This window comes from Rhizobium sp. BK377 (genome assembly GCF_014193935.1).
Taxonomy (GTDB): Bacteria; Pseudomonadota; Alphaproteobacteria; order Rhizobiales; family Rhizobiaceae; genus Rhizobium.
In genome coordinates this window covers 13,085-30,396 of the sequence record NZ_JACIAC010000004.1, presented here as the reverse complement: position 1 = coordinate 30,396, position 17,312 = coordinate 13,085, and the positions used below count along the sequence as shown (strand labels likewise).

Annotated in this window: 16 protein-coding genes; 14 read left to right on the top strand and 2 right to left on the bottom strand. The window is 60.1% G+C overall.

Annotated features, from left to right (window positions below):
* Positions 1-10 precede the first annotated feature (10 nt).
* Positions 11-1,036, bottom strand: coding sequence for a cell division protein FtsZ (gene ftsZ / locus FHT92_RS17345; RefSeq protein ID WP_183827562.1), 1,026 nt, complete (start codon positions 1,034-1,036; stop codon positions 11-13).
* Positions 1,037-1,248: 212 nt separating this feature from the next.
* Between ftsZ and FHT92_RS17340 the strand changes: the two genes are divergently transcribed.
* The 12 genes from FHT92_RS17340 (at position 1,249) to FHT92_RS17285 (ending at position 14,397) form a co-directional block, all read left to right on the top strand.
* Entirely contained in the window at positions 1,249-2,022 is a 774-nt protein-coding gene (locus FHT92_RS17340; protein WP_183827560.1) for a DeoR/GlpR family DNA-binding transcription regulator, read from the top strand.
* A gap of 114 nt (positions 2,023-2,136) precedes the next feature.
* A complete protein-coding gene (gene glpD, locus FHT92_RS17335) occupies positions 2,137-3,666 on the top strand; it encodes a glycerol-3-phosphate dehydrogenase (RefSeq protein WP_183827557.1) in 1,530 nt (509 codons plus the stop codon).
* Between the two features lie 41 nt (positions 3,667-3,707).
* Positions 3,708-4,787: an ABC transporter ATP-binding protein gene (locus FHT92_RS17330; RefSeq protein ID WP_183827554.1), complete on the top strand. Its 1,080-nt coding sequence runs from the start codon at positions 3,708-3,710 to the stop codon at positions 4,785-4,787.
* Positions 4,788-4,796: 9 nt separating this feature from the next.
* The gene (locus FHT92_RS17325; protein ID WP_183827551.1) at positions 4,797-5,867 is read left to right on the top strand and encodes an ABC transporter ATP-binding protein; all 1,071 of its coding nucleotides are present in this window, start codon (positions 4,797-4,799) and stop codon (positions 5,865-5,867) included.
* Between the two features lie 5 nt (positions 5,868-5,872).
* Positions 5,873-6,739, top strand: coding sequence for a carbohydrate ABC transporter permease (locus tag FHT92_RS17320; RefSeq protein WP_183742048.1), 867 nt, complete (start codon positions 5,873-5,875; stop codon positions 6,737-6,739).
* A gap of 14 nt (positions 6,740-6,753) precedes the next feature.
* Positions 6,754-7,581 (top strand): carbohydrate ABC transporter permease, encoded by an 828-nt coding sequence (locus FHT92_RS17315; protein WP_183742050.1) that lies wholly within the window; start codon positions 6,754-6,756, stop codon positions 7,579-7,581.
* Positions 7,582-7,593: 12 nt separating this feature from the next.
* Positions 7,594-7,875, top strand: coding sequence for a DUF2160 domain-containing protein (locus tag FHT92_RS17310; protein WP_183742052.1), 282 nt, complete (start codon positions 7,594-7,596; stop codon positions 7,873-7,875).
* Positions 7,876-7,955: 80 nt separating this feature from the next.
* Positions 7,956-9,686 carry an ABC transporter substrate-binding protein gene (locus FHT92_RS17305; RefSeq protein ID WP_183742054.1) on the top strand — a complete coding sequence of 577 codons (1,731 nt, stop codon included), beginning with the start codon at positions 7,956-7,958 and terminating at the stop codon, positions 9,684-9,686.
* Positions 9,687-9,800: 114 nt separating this feature from the next.
* Positions 9,801-11,297 (top strand): glycerol kinase GlpK, encoded by a 1,497-nt coding sequence (glpK, locus tag FHT92_RS17300; RefSeq protein WP_183827548.1) that lies wholly within the window; start codon positions 9,801-9,803, stop codon positions 11,295-11,297.
* Between the two features lie 904 nt (positions 11,298-12,201).
* Positions 12,202-13,038 carry an alpha/beta fold hydrolase gene (locus tag FHT92_RS17295; protein WP_246735504.1) on the top strand — a complete coding sequence of 279 codons (837 nt, stop codon included), beginning with the start codon at positions 12,202-12,204 and terminating at the stop codon, positions 13,036-13,038.
* A 97-nt stretch (positions 13,039-13,135) separates the two neighbouring features.
* The gene (locus FHT92_RS17290) at positions 13,136-13,594 is read left to right on the top strand and encodes a Rid family hydrolase (RefSeq protein WP_183742062.1); all 459 of its coding nucleotides are present in this window, start codon (positions 13,136-13,138) and stop codon (positions 13,592-13,594) included.
* A 71-nt stretch (positions 13,595-13,665) separates the two neighbouring features.
* Positions 13,666-14,397: a gamma-glutamylcyclotransferase gene (locus tag FHT92_RS17285; RefSeq protein WP_183828471.1), complete on the top strand. Its 732-nt coding sequence runs from the start codon at positions 13,666-13,668 to the stop codon at positions 14,395-14,397.
* On the opposite strand, the gene FHT92_RS17280 is transcribed toward FHT92_RS17285, so the two are convergent.
* Positions 14,384-15,283 carry a LysR family transcriptional regulator gene (locus tag FHT92_RS17280; RefSeq protein ID WP_183827542.1) on the bottom strand — a complete coding sequence of 300 codons (900 nt, stop codon included), beginning with the start codon at positions 15,281-15,283 and terminating at the stop codon, positions 14,384-14,386. The two genes, FHT92_RS17285 and FHT92_RS17280, sit on opposite strands and share 14 nt — an antisense overlap.
* Positions 15,284-15,400: 117 nt before the next feature.
* Here FHT92_RS17280 and FHT92_RS17275 point away from each other — a divergent pair, with 117 nt between their 5' ends.
* Together FHT92_RS17275 and FHT92_RS17270 are read left to right on the top strand one after the other, a co-directional pair.
* Positions 15,401-16,336, top strand: coding sequence for a VOC family protein (locus FHT92_RS17275; RefSeq protein WP_183827539.1), 936 nt, complete (start codon positions 15,401-15,403; stop codon positions 16,334-16,336).
* A gap of 276 nt (positions 16,337-16,612) precedes the next feature.
* Positions 16,613-17,302, top strand: a complete 690-nt coding sequence (locus FHT92_RS17270) for a hydrolase (RefSeq protein WP_183827536.1) — start codon at positions 16,613-16,615, stop codon at positions 17,300-17,302.
* The last annotated feature ends 10 nt before the right edge of the window (positions 17,303-17,312 follow it).

Genomic DNA, 17,312 nt, shown 5'->3' with positions numbered 1-17,312 from the left:
CCCGTCAGGCTTACTGCAGCGTACGGGTCTGGCCCTGTCCCGGAGCGAAATCCGGGACGGCGGAGGCGGCCTGGCCGACGCCGTCAAGGCCGGTCGCGACGACGGAGACCCGGAACGTGCCGTCCAGGCCCCGATCGAAAATCGCGCCGACGACGATTTCGGCGTCGTCCTGCACTTCGTCACGGATGCGGCTTGCCGCTTCGTCGACTTCAAACAGCGTCATATCCGAGCCGCCGGAAATCGAAATCAGCACGCCCTTGGCGCCCCTCATCGAGATATCGTCGAGCAGTGGGTTGGCGATGGCGGCTTCCGCCGCCTTCATCGCGCGCGCCTCGCCGCTGGCCTCTCCCGTCCCCATCATTGCCCGGCCCATGCCGCGCATGACGGATTTCACATCGGCGAAATCGAGATTGATCAAGCCTTCCTTGACGATGAGATCGGTAATGCAGCCGACACCGGAATAAAGCACGCGGTCAGCCGTCATGAAGGCATCGGCGAAGGTGGTTTTCGCGTCGGCGATGCGGAAGAGGTTCTGATTGGGGATGACGATGACCGTATCGGCGGCCCGGCGCAGCGCCTCGATGCCGGCTTCGGCCATCTTCATGCGCCGGTTGCCTTCGAAGGTGAAGGGCTTGGTGACGACTCCGACCGTCAGGATGCCGGCCGCGCGGGCCGCTTGGGCGATGACGGGTGCAGCACCCGTGCCGGTGCCGCCGCCCATGCCGGCGGTGACGAAACACATGTGCGAGCCGTTCAGATGATCCATGATCTCGTCGAGCGACTCCTCGGCGGCGGCCTGGCCGACTTCCGGCAGGGAACCGGCGCCGAGGCCTTCCGTCACGTGCGCACCGAGCTGGATGCGGCGTGATGCCTTGGAGGTTGCGAGAACCTGGGCATCGGTATTTGCGGCGATGAAATCAACCCCCGCCAGTTTCTCGGCGATCATGTTGTTGATCGCGTTTCCGCCGCCACCGCCGACGCCAATCACCGTAATCTGCGGCCGTAGTCCCGTAATGCCGCTCTTGGCGTCTGTCATCGAACTCTCCTTTTGTCCCTCATGCGTACTCCGCCCGTCGCGAATCGCAGGTCACGTTAAGCAAGCAACAAGGCAGAGACGGGGCGAGATTTGCAATATCCAAAGGGATTTCAGCACCCGATAATATTGCAAAGAGACGCATGCATCCGTTGCGATTGGTTTGCCTCGAACCGAAGTTTCGCTAAAGATGAAAACCAAACGAAGGAGGGCGCATGTTTCTGTCGGATCGCCAGGAGAAGATCATCGCGCTTGCAAGGTCGTCGGGCCGGGTCCTCGTCGACGATCTGGCAACACAGTTTGCCGTGACGCCGCAGACGATCCGCAAGGATCTCAACGATCTTTGCGATGCGCAACTTTTGACACGCATTCACGGCGGCGCAACCTTCCCGCGCGGGACGGAGAATGTCCGCTATGATGCACGCCGTCAGATTGCCGCGACGGAAAAGCAGGCGATCGGTGTTGCGGCAGCCGATCTCATCCCCAACAACAGCTCGCTCTTCATCAATATCGGCACGACGACGGAAGCTGTCGGAGAGGCGCTTTCCGATCATCATGAATTGATGGTGATCACAAATAACATCAATGTAGCCAACAGGTTGCGGTTGATCGACAATATCGAGGTCGTCATTGCCGGCGGCGTTGTGCGCCAGTCCGATGGCGGTATTGTCGGTGAGGCTGCGGTCGATTTCATCCGCCAGTTCAAGGTCGATTACGCCGTGATCGGGGCTTCTGCGATCGATCCGGATGGCGCTTTGCTCGACTATGATTTCCGGGAGGTGAAGGTGGCGCAGGCCATCATCGCCAATGCCAGACACGTCATTCTGGTTGCGGATTCGACCAAGTTCGAACGGACGGCCCCCGTCCGCATCGGCCAGATTTCGCAGGTTCACACCTTCATCACCGACCAATGCGATTCGCCTTCCATCCGCAATATCTGTCAGCAGAGCGGCGTCGTGCTCGTCGAAACTGCGAAAGCCAATCGCTGATTTCGGCAGCGAATAACATTCGTTTGACATTCGCAAAATTTTCGGTTTAATCGTATTTACTTTCGCAATGGTCGGGAGAACCGTTGTGCTTTTCCTGGCTCGCAGAGGGGGAACATGGGCCGAGTCCACGATATTTTCGTCATAGGAGGCGGGATAAACGGCTGCGGCATCGCCCGCGATGCAGTCGGTCGTGGTTATACGGTTGCGCTTGCCGAGATGAATGATTTCGCCTCCGGCACCTCGTCGGGTGCCACCAAGCTCATCCATGGCGGCTTGCGCTATCTCGAACATTATGAGTTCCGCCTGGTGCGGGAATCGCTGATGGAGCGCGAGATCCTGTGGGCCATGGCCCCGCATATCATCTGGCCGCTGCGCTTCGTGCTGCCTTATCACAAGGGCGGGATAAGGCCGGCCTGGATGATCCGGCTTGGCCTGTTCCTTTATGACCATCTGGGCGGCCGCAAGCTGTTGCCGCCGACGTCGGTCTTGAACATGCGCACCGATCCCGCGGGAAAACCGCTGAAGGCGATCTTTGCGAAGGCCTTCGAATATTCCGATGGATGGGTCGATGATGCCCGCATGGTGGTGCTCAATGCCCGCGATGCCGCCGACAAGGGTGCTTTGATCATGCCGCGCACCAAAGTGGTTTCGGCCCGGCAGGAAAAGGATGCGCAGGGCAAGGGCATCTGGAACATCGAGACGATCAATACGGTAACCGGCGAAGGGACGCGCCATCAAGCCCGCCTGCTCGTCAACGCCGCCGGTCCCTGGGTCGACCATGTCATCCGTTCCGCCTTCGGCCAGAACGGAGCCCGCCATGTACGCCTCGTCCAGGGCAGTCACATCATCGTCAAGAAGAAATTTGAGGACCCGCGCGCCTATTTCTTCCAGAACCCCGACAATCGCATCATCTTCGCCATTCCCTACGAGAATGACTTCACACTGATCGGCACCACCGACCGCGACTACACCGCCGATCCGAAGGACGTGAAGATTTCGCAGGAGGAGACGCTCTATCTCTGCAATGCGGCGTCCGAATATTTCAAGGAGCCGGTCAGACCCGAAGATATCGTCTGGACCTATTCGGCGGTTCGCCCACTCTTCGACGATGGAGCGTCGAAAGCGCAGGAAGCCACCCGCGACTATGTCTTGAAGGTCGAGGGCAAGGAGGGCGAGGCGCCGTTGCTCAACGTGTTCGGCGGAAAGCTCACCACCTACCGGCGTCTGTCGGAACATGCGATGGAGAAGATTGGCGAGGCGATCGGCATCAAGGGAAAGCCGTGGACGGCGGGCAGCCATCTGCCGGGCGGCGACTTTCCGGTACAGGGCTATGAGGGCGAAGTCAGCAAGCTCAAGGCTCGCTATCCGTTCCTGAGCGAAGCCCATGCCCGCCGGCTTGTCCGTCGCTATGGCACGAAGGCAACCACACTTCTCGGCAAGGCCCAGAAGATCGAAGACCTCGGCAGACTGTTCGGATCCGATCTCTACGAGGCTGAAGTTCGCTATCTGATCGACAATGAATGGGCCGTTTCCGCGGAGGATGTGCTGTGGCGGAGAACGAAGGCCGGACTGCACATGACGACGCAACAAATGCACATATTGGAGGAGTACATCGCCGCCTTGCCCGCTCAGCTTGCCGGGTAGGATGGCATGTGGTCCCGTCTTGAGGAGGCACGGGAGCCGGAATGCTTGAATTGCGCAATGCCGCAAAGATGGTCGGCGGTGAATATCACATTCACCCGACGGATCTGACATTTGAACGGGGATCGCTGAATGTCCTGCTCGGACCGACGCTCTCCGGCAAGACATCATTGATGCGGCTGATGGCCGGTCTCGATCGGCCGACCAGCGGTTCCGTCCATTTTGACGGCGCCGACGTCACTGGTATGCCGGTGCAGAAGCGCAATGTCGCGATGGTCTACCAGCAGTTCATCAATTATCCCGCCCTCAGCGTCTACGAAAACATCGCCTCGCCGATGCGCATTGCCGGGCGCGATGCCAAGACGATCGACACCGAGGTGCGCAAGGCGGCCGAGCTTTTGAAGTTGACACCCTATCTCGACCGGACGCCGCTCAATCTGTCCGGCGGTCAGCAGCAGCGCACCGCGCTTGCCCGCGCGCTCGTCAAGAATGCCAGCCTCGTGCTGCTCGATGAGCCGCTCGCCAACCTGGACTACAAACTGCGAGAGGAGCTGCGCGAAGAGCTGCCGCGCATTTTCGCCCAATCCGGCGCCATCTTCGTCTATGCGACGACGGAACCGTCAGAAGCTCTGCTGCTCGGCGGCAATACGGCGACGCTCAGCGAAGGCCGCGTCACGCAGTTCGGCAACACGATCGCCGTCTATCGCCGGCCTGTCGACCTCATCACCGCCAAGACCTTCGCCGACCCGCCGCTGAACTTCATCGACGTAACGAAGGTCGGCGGCAGTTTCCATCATGCCGGTGGCGCCGAGATCGTCGTGCCGCCGCATCTGGCCGGCACACCCGACGGTGCGGTGACGATCGCCTTTCATCCGCATCACCTGTCGCTTGAAGCCCAGACCGCGGCTTCGCCAAAGCTTGTCGCCCGCACGCAGATTTCGGAAATCACCGGTTCCGAAAGCTTCGTGCATGTCGATTTCAACGGTGTGCGCTGGGTGATGCTGGCGCACGGCATCCACGATATCGACCCGGATACGGAGATCGCCGTCTTCCTCGACACCCGCCATCTCATGGCCTTCGGGCCGCAGGGACGGGCAATCGCAACCGGCAATCAGGCGGCATAGGAGGTCTCAATGGCACGTATCACGCTCGACCATATCCGCCACGCCTACGGACCCAATCCGAGGACTGAAAAGGATTATTCACTGAAGGAAGTCGACCACGAGTGGAATGATGGCGGCGCCTATGCGCTGCTCGGTCCCTCCGGTTGCGGCAAGACCACGTTGCTCAACATCATTTCCGGGCTGCTGCAGCCCTCGCACGGGCGCATCCTTTTCGATGGCCGCGATGTCACCGATCTTTCGACGCAGGCGCGCAACATCGCTCAGGTCTTCCAGTTTCCGGTCATCTACGACACGATGACGGTCTACGACAATCTCGCCTTTCCGCTGCGCAACCGCGGCGTCGCCGAGCCGGAAGTCGACCGGCGGGTACGCGAGATCCTCGAGATGATCGACCTCACCGGCTGGGCCAAGCGCAAGGCGCAGCGGCTGACCGCCGACCAGAAGCAGAAGATTTCGCTTGGCCGCGGCCTCGTGCGCAACGATGTCAACGCCATCCTGTTCGATGAGCCGCTGACGGTCATCGATCCGCATATGAAATGGGTGCTACGCTCGCAATTGAAGCGATTGCACAAGCAGTTCGGCTTCACCATGGTCTATGTCACGCATGACCAGACCGAGGCGCTGACCTTCGCCGACAAGGTGGTTGTCATGTACGATGGCGAGATCGTCCAGATCGGCACGCCTGCCGAGCTTTTCGAGCGGCCGAGCCATACGTTCGTCGGCTATTTCATCGGCTCGCCCGGCATGAATGTCATGCCCGCCAAGGTCGCTGGCTCCAGCGTCCGGATCGGCGAGGAAACGATCGATCTCGACTACGCGCCCGACACGTCACGGGCAGCCAAGGTGGAACTCGGCATCCGCCCTGAATTCATCCGGCTGGGTCGCGATGGCATGCCCGTGTCGATCCTCAAGGTCGAGGATATCGGCCGGCAGAAGATCGTCCGTGCCCGTTTCGCCGGCCAGCCGCTGGCGATCGTCATGACCGAGGACGCGGAAATCCCGCAGGACGCGCGGATCAGTTTCGATCCCGCGGCCATCAGCATCTACGCCGATTCCTGGCGTGTCGGCAGGGAGGCTTAAGGCCCATGGAAAAGACCTGGAACAACAAGGCCTGGTTTCTGGTTCTGCCGGTCCTGGTGCTCGTCGCCTTCTCCGCGGCAATCCCGCTGATGACGGTCGTCAACTATTCAGTTCAGGATACGTTCGGCAACAACGAATTCTTTTGGGCCGGTACGGACTGGTTCGTGCAGACCCTGACCTCCGACCGCTTTTGGGACGCCTTGCAGCGTAACCTGGCCTTCTCCGTCATCATCCTGGCGCTCGAAATTCCGCTTGGCATCTTCATTGCGCTGAACATGCCGAAGAAGGGTATTGGCGTTCCGGTCTGCCTGGTGCTGATGGCGCTGCCACTGCTCATCCCGTGGAATGTCGTCGGCACCATCTGGCAGGTCTTCGGCCGCGTCGATATCGGTCTGCTCGGCCATACGCTGGAAGCGATCGGGCTCGACTATAACTACGTGCGCGACCCGCTCGACGCCTGGATCACCATCATCGTCATGGACGTCTGGCACTGGACGAGCCTCGTCGTGCTGCTCTGCTATGCCGGCCTCGTCTCGATCCCCGATGCCTATTATCAGGCCGCCAAGATTGACGGCGCCTCGCGCTGGTCCGTCTTCCGTTACATCCAGCTGCCGAAAATGAAGCGCGTGCTTTTGATCGCCGTGCTGCTGCGCTTCATGGACAGTTTCATGATCTATACCGAGCCCTTCGTCGTTACCGGCGGCGGTCCTGGCAATTCGACAACCTTCCTGTCGATCGACCTCGTCAAGATGGCCGTCGGCCAGTTCGATCTCGGTCCTGCTGCGGCGATGTCGATCATCTACTTCCTGATCATCCTCTTGCTGTCATGGATCTTCTACACGGTCATGACCAGCAGCGATGCCAACGCTTGAGAAAGGAGAGATCCATGGTTTCGACAATGAAATTCAAGCCCGCCGGAAACCTCTCCTGGGTCGTCACTTCGATCTACATTCTCTTTCTGCTGCTGCCGATTTACTGGCTGGTCAACATGAGCTTCAAGGAGAATGCCGAGATTACCGGCGCCTTCTCGCTCTGGCCGCAGAGCCCGACGCTCAGGAATTATGCGATCATCTTCACTGATCCGTCCTGGTATAACGGCTATATCAATTCCATCATTTACGTGGCGATGAACACGGTTATTTCCGTGCTGGCTGCGCTGCCGGCGGCCTACGCCTTCTCGCGCTACCGCTTCCTTGGGGACAAGCACCTGTTCTTCTGGCTGCTCACCAACCGCATGGCGCCGCCGGCCGTCTTCGCGCTGCCCTTCTTCCAGCTCTATTCCGCCTTCGGTCTGATCGACACGCATATCGCCGTTGCCCTGGCGCATTGCCTGTTCAACGTGCCGCTGGCCGTCTGGATTCTCGAAGGCTTCATGTCCGGCGTGCCGAAGGAGATCGACGAGACGGCCTATATCGACGGCTATTCCTTCCCGCGCTTTTTCGTGAAGATCTTCATGCCGCTGATTGCCAGTGGCGTTGGTGTGGCCGCCTTCTTCTGCTTCATGTTTTCCTGGGTGGAGCTCCTGCTTGCCCGCACGCTGACGACGACAGCCGCAAAGCCGATCTCTGCGATCATGACGCGCACGGTATCTGCGGCCGGCATGGACTGGGGCGTGCTGGCTGCGGCCGGGGTGCTGACCATCATTCCCGGCGCGCTCGTCATCTATTTCGTGCGCAACTACATCGCCAAGGGCTTTGCCCTGGGCCGCGTCTGAGGAGGACCGGAGATGACCTTTTCGTGGATGGCCTGGACGCTGCCGACGGCGCTGTTCTTTCTGACGATCCTGGCACTGCTCATTGCCATGAGCGTCTGGGAGTATTTTTCGCCGGGCGGTTCGCCGCGCATCGGGCTGCTGCGTTTCGAGACGACGCGCGGCGACCGGCTCTTCATTTCGCTGCTCGGCGCAGCATTCATTCATCTTGCATGGCTGGGTCTCGTGGGACCCGGCCTCTGGTGGGCTCTTGGCATCTCAGTGATCTACGCCATCGGTGTGTTCCGCTACGTGTGATGCCAAGGTGATACAGATGGCCGGGGGTTACTGGCCGCCTGAGACGTGAAAACTGCAATCGCAAACCCTGGGAGGATATTATGCGACGGCACTTATTGACGACGACAGCAGGCTTGCTGCTGGCGATGACAGCATCGGCCTATGCCGGCATGGACGAGGCCAAGACGTTTCTCGACAAGGAAGTCGGCGATCTCTCGACGCTTTCCCGCGCCGACCAGGAAAAGGAAATGCAGTGGTTCGTCGATGCCGCGAAGCCATTCGCCGGCATGGACATCAAGGTCGTTTCCGAAACCTTGACGACGCATGAATATGAATCGAAGGTACTGGCTCCTGCCTTCACCGCGATCACCGGCATCAAGGTCACCCACGACTTGATCGGCGAAGGCGACGTCGTTGAAAAGCTGCAGACGCAGATGCAGTCGGGAGAGAACATCTACGACGCTTACATCAACGACTCGGATCTGATTGGTACGCATTGGCGTTACCAGCAGGCACGTAGCTTGACCGACTGGATGGCCAATGAAGGCAAGGATGTCACCAATCCCGGCCTCGACGTCGACGACTTCATCGGCAAGTCCTTCACCACGGCGCCTGACGGCAAGCTCTATCAGCTGCCCGACCAGCAGTTCGCGAACCTCTACTGGTTCCGCTACGACTGGTTCAACGACGAGAAGAACAAGGCGGACTTCAAGGCGAAATACGGCTACGATCTCGGCGTGCCGGTCAACTGGTCGGCCTATGAGGATATTGCCGAATTCTTCACCGGCCGCGAGGTCGATGGCAAGAAGGTCTATGGCCACATGGACTACGGCAAGAAGGACCCATCGCTCGGATGGCGCTTCACCGACGCCTGGCTCTCCATGGCAGGCAATGGCGACAAGGGCATTCCGAACGGCAAGCCGGTCGACGAATGGGGCATCAAGGTCGACGAGAACTCGCGGCCGGTCGGCTCGTGCGTCGCGCGGGGCGGCGATACCAACGGTCCGGCAGCGGTTTATTCGATCCAGAAGTACCTGGATTGGCTGAAGGCTTACGCGCCGGCGGCGGCACAGGGCATGACCTTCTCCGAGGCCGGCCCCGTCCCATCCCAGGGTGAGGTCGCACAGCAGATCTTCACTTACACGGCCTTCACCGCCGACTTCGTCAAAAAAGGTCTGCCGGTGGTCAACGAGGATGGCACGCCGAAATGGCGGTTTGCGCCATCCCCGCATGGCGTCTACTGGAAGGACGGCATGAAGCTCGGCTATCAGGACGCCGGTTCCTGGACGCTGATGAAGTCGACGCCGGTCGATCGCGCCAAGGCGGCATGGCTCTATGCGCAGTTCGTCACGTCGAAGACGGTAGATGTGAAGAAGAGCCACGTTGGTTTGACGTTCATCCGCGAATCCACCATTCGCGACAAGAGCTTCACGGAGCGCGCTCCCAAGCTCGGCGGTCTGATTGAGTTCTACCGCTCTCCGGCTCGCGTCCAATGGACGCCAACCGGTACGAACGTTCCGGACTATCCGAAGCTTGCACAGCTCTGGTGGCAGGCAATCGGTGATGCGTCTTCCGGCGCGAAGACCGCGCAGGAAGCCATGGATTCGCTTTGCGGCGAACAGGAGAAGGTGCTCCAGCGCCTGGAACGCGCCAAGGTTCAGGGCGATATCGGCCCGAAACTCGCCGAAGAGCATGACCTCGCTTATTGGAACGCAGATGCAGTGAAGAAGGGTAACCTCGCGCCGCAGCTGAAGATCGAGAACGAGAAGGAAAAGGCCATCACCGTCAACTATGACGAGCTCGTCAAGAGCTGGGCCGACGCCAAGAAATAAGCCTTAAATCGGCCGGGCGCCCGCCGCCCGGCCGTCTTCCATTTCCATATTGATAAACGGGGACAGAGCTGCCGTTCCGGCGGAACGATGGCTGCTGCGCAGGAAACAGATGTCATGAGCGGCCATATCCTTGCCATCGACCAGGGCACGACATCCTCACGAGCCATCATTTTCGACCCTCGGATGCGGATCGCGTCATCGGCCCAGACCGAAATTACCCAGCATTTCCCGCAGACTGGCTGGGTGGAGCACGATGCGGACGAAATCTGGGACACAGTGCTTTCGACGGCGCGGGACGCTGTGTCAAAAAGCGGTTTGGCACCGTCTGCGATTGCCGCCATCGGCATCACCAACCAGCGGGAGACGACGGTCGTCTGGGAAAGGGCCACCGGCCGCCCGCTTCACAAGGCGATCGTCTGGCAGGACAGGCGCACGGCCGAGATGTGCGACCGCCTGAAAGTCGATGGCTACGAAAAGCTCTTCACCGCCAAGACCGGCCTGCTGCTCGATCCCTATTTTTCCGGCACGAAGCTGCGCTGGCTGCTTGACAATGTCGAGGGACTGCGTGGCCGTGCCGAAGCCGGGGAGGTCTGTTTCGGTACGATCGACAGCTGGATCATCTATAAGCTGACCGGCGGGCGCATGCACGTCACCGATGCGACCAATGCCTCGCGAACTCTGCTCTATAATATCGCCGAGAACCGATGGGACGACGAGCTCCTCGAGATCCTGCGCATCCCGCGGGTGCTACTGCCCGAGGTCAAGGACAGTGCCGACGATTTTGGCACGGTCGATCCTGACATCTTCGGCGCAGATATCCCGATCCTCGGAGTCGCGGGCGACCAGCAGGCCGCGACGATCGGCAATGCCTGTTTCGAACCGGGCATGGTGAAATCGACCTACGGCACAGGCTGTTTTGCCCTTCTGAATACCGGTGAAGACCGCGTGCACTCAAAGAATCGGCTGCTTTCCACCATCGCCTACCGTTTGAACGGTAAGACCACCTACGCTCTGGAAGGATCGATCTTCATTGCCGGTGCTGCTGTGCAGTGGCTGCGCGACGGGCTCGGCATCATCGACAAAGCATCGGAAACCGGCGCGCTCGCTGATAGAGCCGATCCGCAGCAAAGGGTCTATGTCGTTCCCGCCTTTACCGGGCTCGGCGCTCCCTATTGGGATCCGGAGGCACGGGGCGCGATCTTCGGTCTGACACGCAACAGCGGCCCGGCGGAACTGGCGCGTGCCGTCCTGGAATCGGTCGCCTATCAGACCCTTGATCTGCTGGTGGCGATGCGCAGCGATTGGGGCGATCATCCAATCGAAACCGTGCTGCGCGTCGATGGCGGCATGTCGGCTTCCGAATGGACCATGCAGCACCTCGCCAACATCCTCTCCAGCCCCGTCGACCGGGCAGCGACACTAGAGACGACGGCGCTGGGTGCTGCCTGGCTTGCCGGATCGAAGGCCGGTGTCTGGCCGGGCCAGGATGATTTTGCCCGCGCCTGGGCGAGCGACCGTAGCTTTGAGCCTGATATGACTGATATCGACAGGCAGGCGAGGATCGTCGGCTGGCGCAATGCGATTGCGCGAACGCTCAGTACGGTGACCTGACCGGGGCGGACCACCACCGCAGAGAAAGAGCCGGGCGGTGTCAGGCCGTCCTGCTCATGGCGCTATCGATATGTCCGTCCCAAGCGTCGAGCCGGTTCTGCGTCTGCCGGTCGGAGAAATGCACCTATGCCTTCGCGCCCGCTTCTGGCGCGGTATAGCTGCCGAAAACACAGCTGTTCCGGCGCAACGTGCCTGATCCGATATCAGCCGCCGCGCTTGGACGCGTTGTGCCGTTGACCAATCCTATCAGGGGCGTGATATCGGCAGGGCGTTAGCGCGCGACGCTGGTCTGCGCTTGATCTGTGCCGCCGAGATACTTGGAACTCGTGGCGGTCGGGTGCATGCGATTTTCGATGACGCAGGGCCTTCTATGAAGCGGTTGGTTTCCTGCCTTCCTCATTCGATTTCGTGATCCTGATGTTCAGACTGCGGGAGCTCAACGATGCGTCGATCTGCCGACAGAGCTTGTTCTAAAGCCAAGGCACGAGCGTCAATTCAGAAATGAGGACGCCGACGGTTCGCATTCTTTCAACGCGAAAGACGGGTACTTGGCGGAGAGGCCTCAGACATCTCCGGCAGATTCTGGTTGCAGCTCCGCTGACGCCTTGAAGTGTCGGGTTTCACTGCTCCGATTATTTCAAATGTTGCAATAAATTCGAGATTATTCCCGCAATTGTGAGTGGCCGCATCTGACGGCAATATCAGCCTGTCAGACGCACACAGCGTCGCCTGAAGTTGTCACTCACAACATCGCAGGACGCGAAATGACCGAAACCACTTTTTCCATGACACGCGGGACGCTTTGCTGACCGCAGGCGCAGCCGCCGCGATGACTATGTCACCCGCATTCAGCTTCGCTGCCAATGCTGCGCCCGCCAACAACCGAATCGAAGGAAACAAGACAATGGCAACCGTTACCACCAAGGACGACGTCGAAATCTTCTACAAGGATTGGGGCCCGAAGGATGCCCATCCAATCGTTTTCCACCACGGCTGGCCGCTCTCGTCCGACGACTGGGATGCGCAGATGCTGTTCTTCCTCTCCAAGGGCTACCGCGTCGTAGCACATGACCGTCGCGGTCACGGTCGCTCTGCTCAGGTCTCGGAAGGTCACGATATGGATCATTATGCTTCCGACGCCTTCGCAGTCGTCGAAGCGCTGGACCTGAAGAATGCCGTCCATATCGGCCACTCCACCGGCGGCGGCGAAGTTGCCCGCTACGTCGCCAAGCATGGCGAACCTTCCGGTCGCGTTGCCAAGGCAGTACTCGTTTCTGCCGTTCCGCCGATCATGGTCAAGACCGAAGCAAACCCGGAAGGTCTGCCGATGGAAGTTTTCGATGGCTTCCGCTCCTCACTTGCGGCCAACCGCGCGCAGTTCTTCCGCGATGTTCCGGCAGGACCCTTCTACGGCTTCAACCGCGATGGCGCGACTGTGCATGAAGGCGTGATCCAGAACTGGTGGCGTCAAGGCATGATGGGCGGTGCAAAGGCGCATTACGATGGCATCAAGGCCTTCTCGGAGACCGACCAGACCGACGACTTGAAGGCGATCGGCGTGCCGACCCTCGTGTTGCACGGTGAGGACGACCAGATCGTTCCGATCGCGGACTCGGCTCGAAAGTCCATCAAGTTGCTGAAGAAGGGCACGCTGAAGACCTATCCGGGCTTTTCGCACGGCATGCTGACCGTCAATGCAGATGTGCTGAACGCAGATCTCCTGGCATTCGTCCAGTCCTAATCGGCGTGTCGAAGGGTGCGGTTCTCCCGTATCCACCCTCTTTCAAAATCTAATCTCACGCGCGCAGATCGCGCTCCCTTACGATTGGAGACTGATCATGACCACCACCCCTATAAAGAAAATCGCAAACCACGGCGTCGCCTGGGAGCAGGCTTTTGGCTACGCTCAGGCTGTCCGGGTCAAGGACACGATCTACGTATCCGGACAGTTGAGCCACGACGCAGACGGCAAGCTCGTCGCACCAGCCGTTCTCGATGCTGGAGGCCGGCCCGTTGACTTCACGCAGATGGAAGGGCAGATCCGTCAGACATACGTCAACGCCAAGAAGCTACTCGCCGAATTCGGCGCCACTCTCGATGACGTTGTCGAAGAGACGCTTTTCGTCCTCGATGTTCCGAGCGCATTCGCAGCCGGATCCAAAATTCGCAAGGAGATGTACGGCACAGACACGCCGCCGGTCGCAAGCAATCTGATCGGGGTTAGCGCGCTAGCCTTTCCCGAACAGATCGTCGAGATCACGTTCCGCGCCGTCGTCGACGTGCCGGCCGCCCCATAAGACAGAAGCCACTCAAAAAGCCGCCGGTGCGAAAACGTTTCGGCGGCGTTGCTATCAGAATGGTTTTCCCAATGCCGAGAACATCCTCCACGACAATGAGATCGCCAGCTAACTTGCATCTCACTTCTGACCTGGTTTCCAGGACCCTTCGAGTTGTCGAAGAAGAAGGCCCGGAGCCAAACTGGACGCCCATCTCGCCCGAGCAACTCGACCAACTTGTCGGCCGAGTAGAGAAGGAAGCTGGCGAAGAGGAAATATGGGTATTCGCCTATGGCTCACTGATGTGGAACCCTGGATTTGAAGTGGCGGGCATAGAAAATGCCGTCGCTTTTGGATGGCATCGTGCTTTCTCGCTCAGGATTGAGCGGCTCCGCGCCACCTCGGATGCGCCGGGTCTGATGCTGGCGCTTCAGCCAGGAGGAAGCTGCTCCGGTTTGATTCTCAAGCTACCGTGCGCGACGAAGAAGGAGGATCTTCGAAAGCTTCTGGCGCGCGAAATCCGGTATGTCGAAGTCTGCGATATGGTGCGTTGGGTCACGGTCAAGACACGGACAGGAATCCGTCGCGCATTGACGTTCTGGGCAAGCCCGAAGCAGTCGCCACTTACCGACAAGGTGCCCCTCAATGAGGCCGCCGCACTGATTGCGCAGGCATGCGGACCGGCTGGGTCCTGTGCGGAATATCTGCATCGCACGGTTGTTGATTTGGCGGAACGCCAGATCTTCGACCGCAGCCTTTGGCAGTTGCAAAAGCTCGTCGCGGCGAGGCTTGAAGCTCTACCGCCAGCCATCAATCCAGCATGACCATGTGCGCCGCCACCTGTTCCTCGAAGAATTTGGAGAAGGAGGCGATACGCGGCGGAAGAGCCTGGTAAGGCGGATAGTAGAGGGTCAGCCATAGATCCGGCGGCGCCCATCCACGCAAGACGTGAACAAGGCGTCCGCTACGGATGTGGTCAGCGATATTGAAGCCCGGAAGGAGGGCGACGCCGGCCCCGTCGGCAGCCATGTCCGCGAGAACCTCGCCGCTGTTGGCGCTGAAGGCACGTCCGGCCGAGATCGCAATGCTCGACCCGCCGTCCGACAATACCCAGTTCTCGCGCCTGCTTTCTCCGCTATAGGCCAGGCAGTCGTCAGGCGTCAGCTCATGAGGGTGCGACATATCGACGAAGCGGCTGCCGGGCGCCGCGACGAGGATGCGTGGAACGACACGGATTTTTCTCCAGATGGTGAACTTGTCGGAAGGCTGTGACGAGATACGGATAGCCAGGTCGTAGTCGTCGTCGACGATATTCACCAGACCGTCCGAGAGCGAAATCTCGAAGCACATCTTCGGATACTTCTCCTTGAAGCCGGAGAGGATAGGCGGCAGAACGACTTTGCCGAACCAGGTCGGCGCGCTAATCCTGAGGCGCCCTTCTTCCGCTTTATGAGCATTCATTACCTCGCGCCGGGCATCCTCCAGTGTTTTCACCGCGGGCTGAATCTGGGCCGCGAAGATCGCACCGTCCGTCGTCAGGGACACCTGCCGCGTGGTGCGCACGAAGAGCTGGACGCCGAGCTCCGCCTCAAGAGCGGCAATGGCTCGGGTGACGGCCGCAGGCGTCATGTCGAGTTCGCGGGCAACCTGGGCGAAGTTCCGCTTCTCGGCAGCGAGCAGGAATGTTCGAAGCGCCTTGTAGTCGTTCATGTGATTGTTTCACTTTCAGCAATTCTGTCGAAATAAGTATTGCAATTATGCCGGGCGATCAACGGACCTACATTCGATTCACACAACAAACATCCGTGCTGACTGAAAGGCATCGACATGATCAAGGACATCAAGGGACTGCACCACGTGACGTCGATGGCGTCGGACGCGCGGCAGAATAATCGCTTCTTTACCGAGACGCTCGGCCTGCGCCGCGTCAAGCAGACGGTAAACTTCGACGATCCGAGCGTTTATCATCTCTACTACGGCGACGAGACAGGATCAGCGGGGACGGTGATGACGTACTTCCCCTTTCAGAACATGATGCTCGGCCGTCCAGGCGTCGGCGAGGTGGGCGAGACGCAGTTTTCCGTGCCGAAGGGATCGCTCAAGTTCTGGCACGACCGCCTTTCTGCGCAAGGCGTCGATGGACTTGAAAAGGGCGCAGTCTTCGGGGCGGGCCGGCTTCGGTTCATGGGGCCTGACGGCGACAGCCTCGCGCTTATCGAGTCGGCCGACGATCACCGCTCGTCTCCCTGGCTGGGCAGCGGCATCCCGGACGACGCGGCGATCCGCGGTTTTGCAGGAGCCCGCTTCAGTCTGCATGATACGGCCGCGACCGAGGAACTGCTCGGCTTCATGGGCTATCAGCGCGCGGAGAAGGAGGGCGACGTGACGCGCTTCGTCATTCCGAACGGAAACGGCGCCGACACGATCGATCTGCAGCTCCTGCCGAAGACGCCCTTCGCCCGGCAGGGTGCGGGTTCGGTCCACCATATTGCCTTTGCGGTCGACAACCGCGAGAAGCAGCTCGAAGTCCGTAAGGCGTTGATGGATACTGGCTACCAGGTCACGCCCGTGATCGACCGGGACTACTTCTGGGCCATCTACTTCCGCACGCCGGGCGGTGTGCTGTTTGAGATCGCCACCAACGAGCCGGGCTTCGATCGCGACGAGGACACCGCCCATCTCGGAGAGGCACTCAAGCTGCCGAGCCGGTATGAGGAATTCCGCGCTGAGATCGAGTCCAATCTTGTCCCGCTGGCTGCGTAGCCGCACCTCCAGCCCTAGCCGCAGAAGAAGGGCCGCGATCCGAAAGGGTTGCGGCCCTTCTTGCCATGCGGGGAGGCCGCGCCCGGCAGCCGGACTATTTCGTTTTCCGCAATTCATTCGACATATTTATTGCAATTCATCGTCGGCGCATGTGGCGATAGGTTCGATTTCAGCAGCCAAGACGGCGAGCGAAACGGGCAAGCGGGCCCGGAAGCTCCCGACCGCCGCTATCGATTTTGGCGCCGTTCGCGGGCCGCAACCAAGAGGAAGAGAACCATGTCCAAGCTCGAAGTCCTGACCCCGGCAAACAGCCAGCTCATCTTCATCGACCAGCAGCCGCAGATGGCGTTCGGCGTCCAGTCGATCGACCGGCAGACGCTGAAGAACAACGTCGTCGGCCTCGCCAAGGCAGCAAAGATCTTCGATATCCCGACCACTATCACCACGGTCGAGACGCTGTCCTTCTCCGGCAACACTTATCCCGAACTGCTTGCGGTCTACCCTGAGAACGACATCCTCGAACGGACGTCGATGAATTCTTGGGACGATCAGAACGTCCGCGACGCGCTGGCTAAGAACGCCGCCGCCGGCCGCAGGAAGATCGTCGTCTCCGGTCTCTGGACGGAAGTCTGCAACACCACGTTCGCGCTTTCCGCTCTCAACGACGTCCCGGACTACGAGATCTACATGGTTGCCGACGCCTCCGGCGGCACTTCTGTGGAAGCCCATAACCGCGCCATGGACCGCATGGTGCAGGCAGGCGTGATCCCGGTCACCTGGCAGCAGGTCCTGCTCGAATGGCAGCGCGACTGGGCACGCAAGGAGACCTACGACGCAGTCACCACGCTGGTGAAGGAGCATTCCGGCGCCTACGGCATGGGCATCGACTATGCCTATACGATGGTTCATGGCGCGGAAGAACGCGTCAAACATGGCAAGCGCATCGGCCCGAACCCGGCGAAGTAATGTTCTCCCC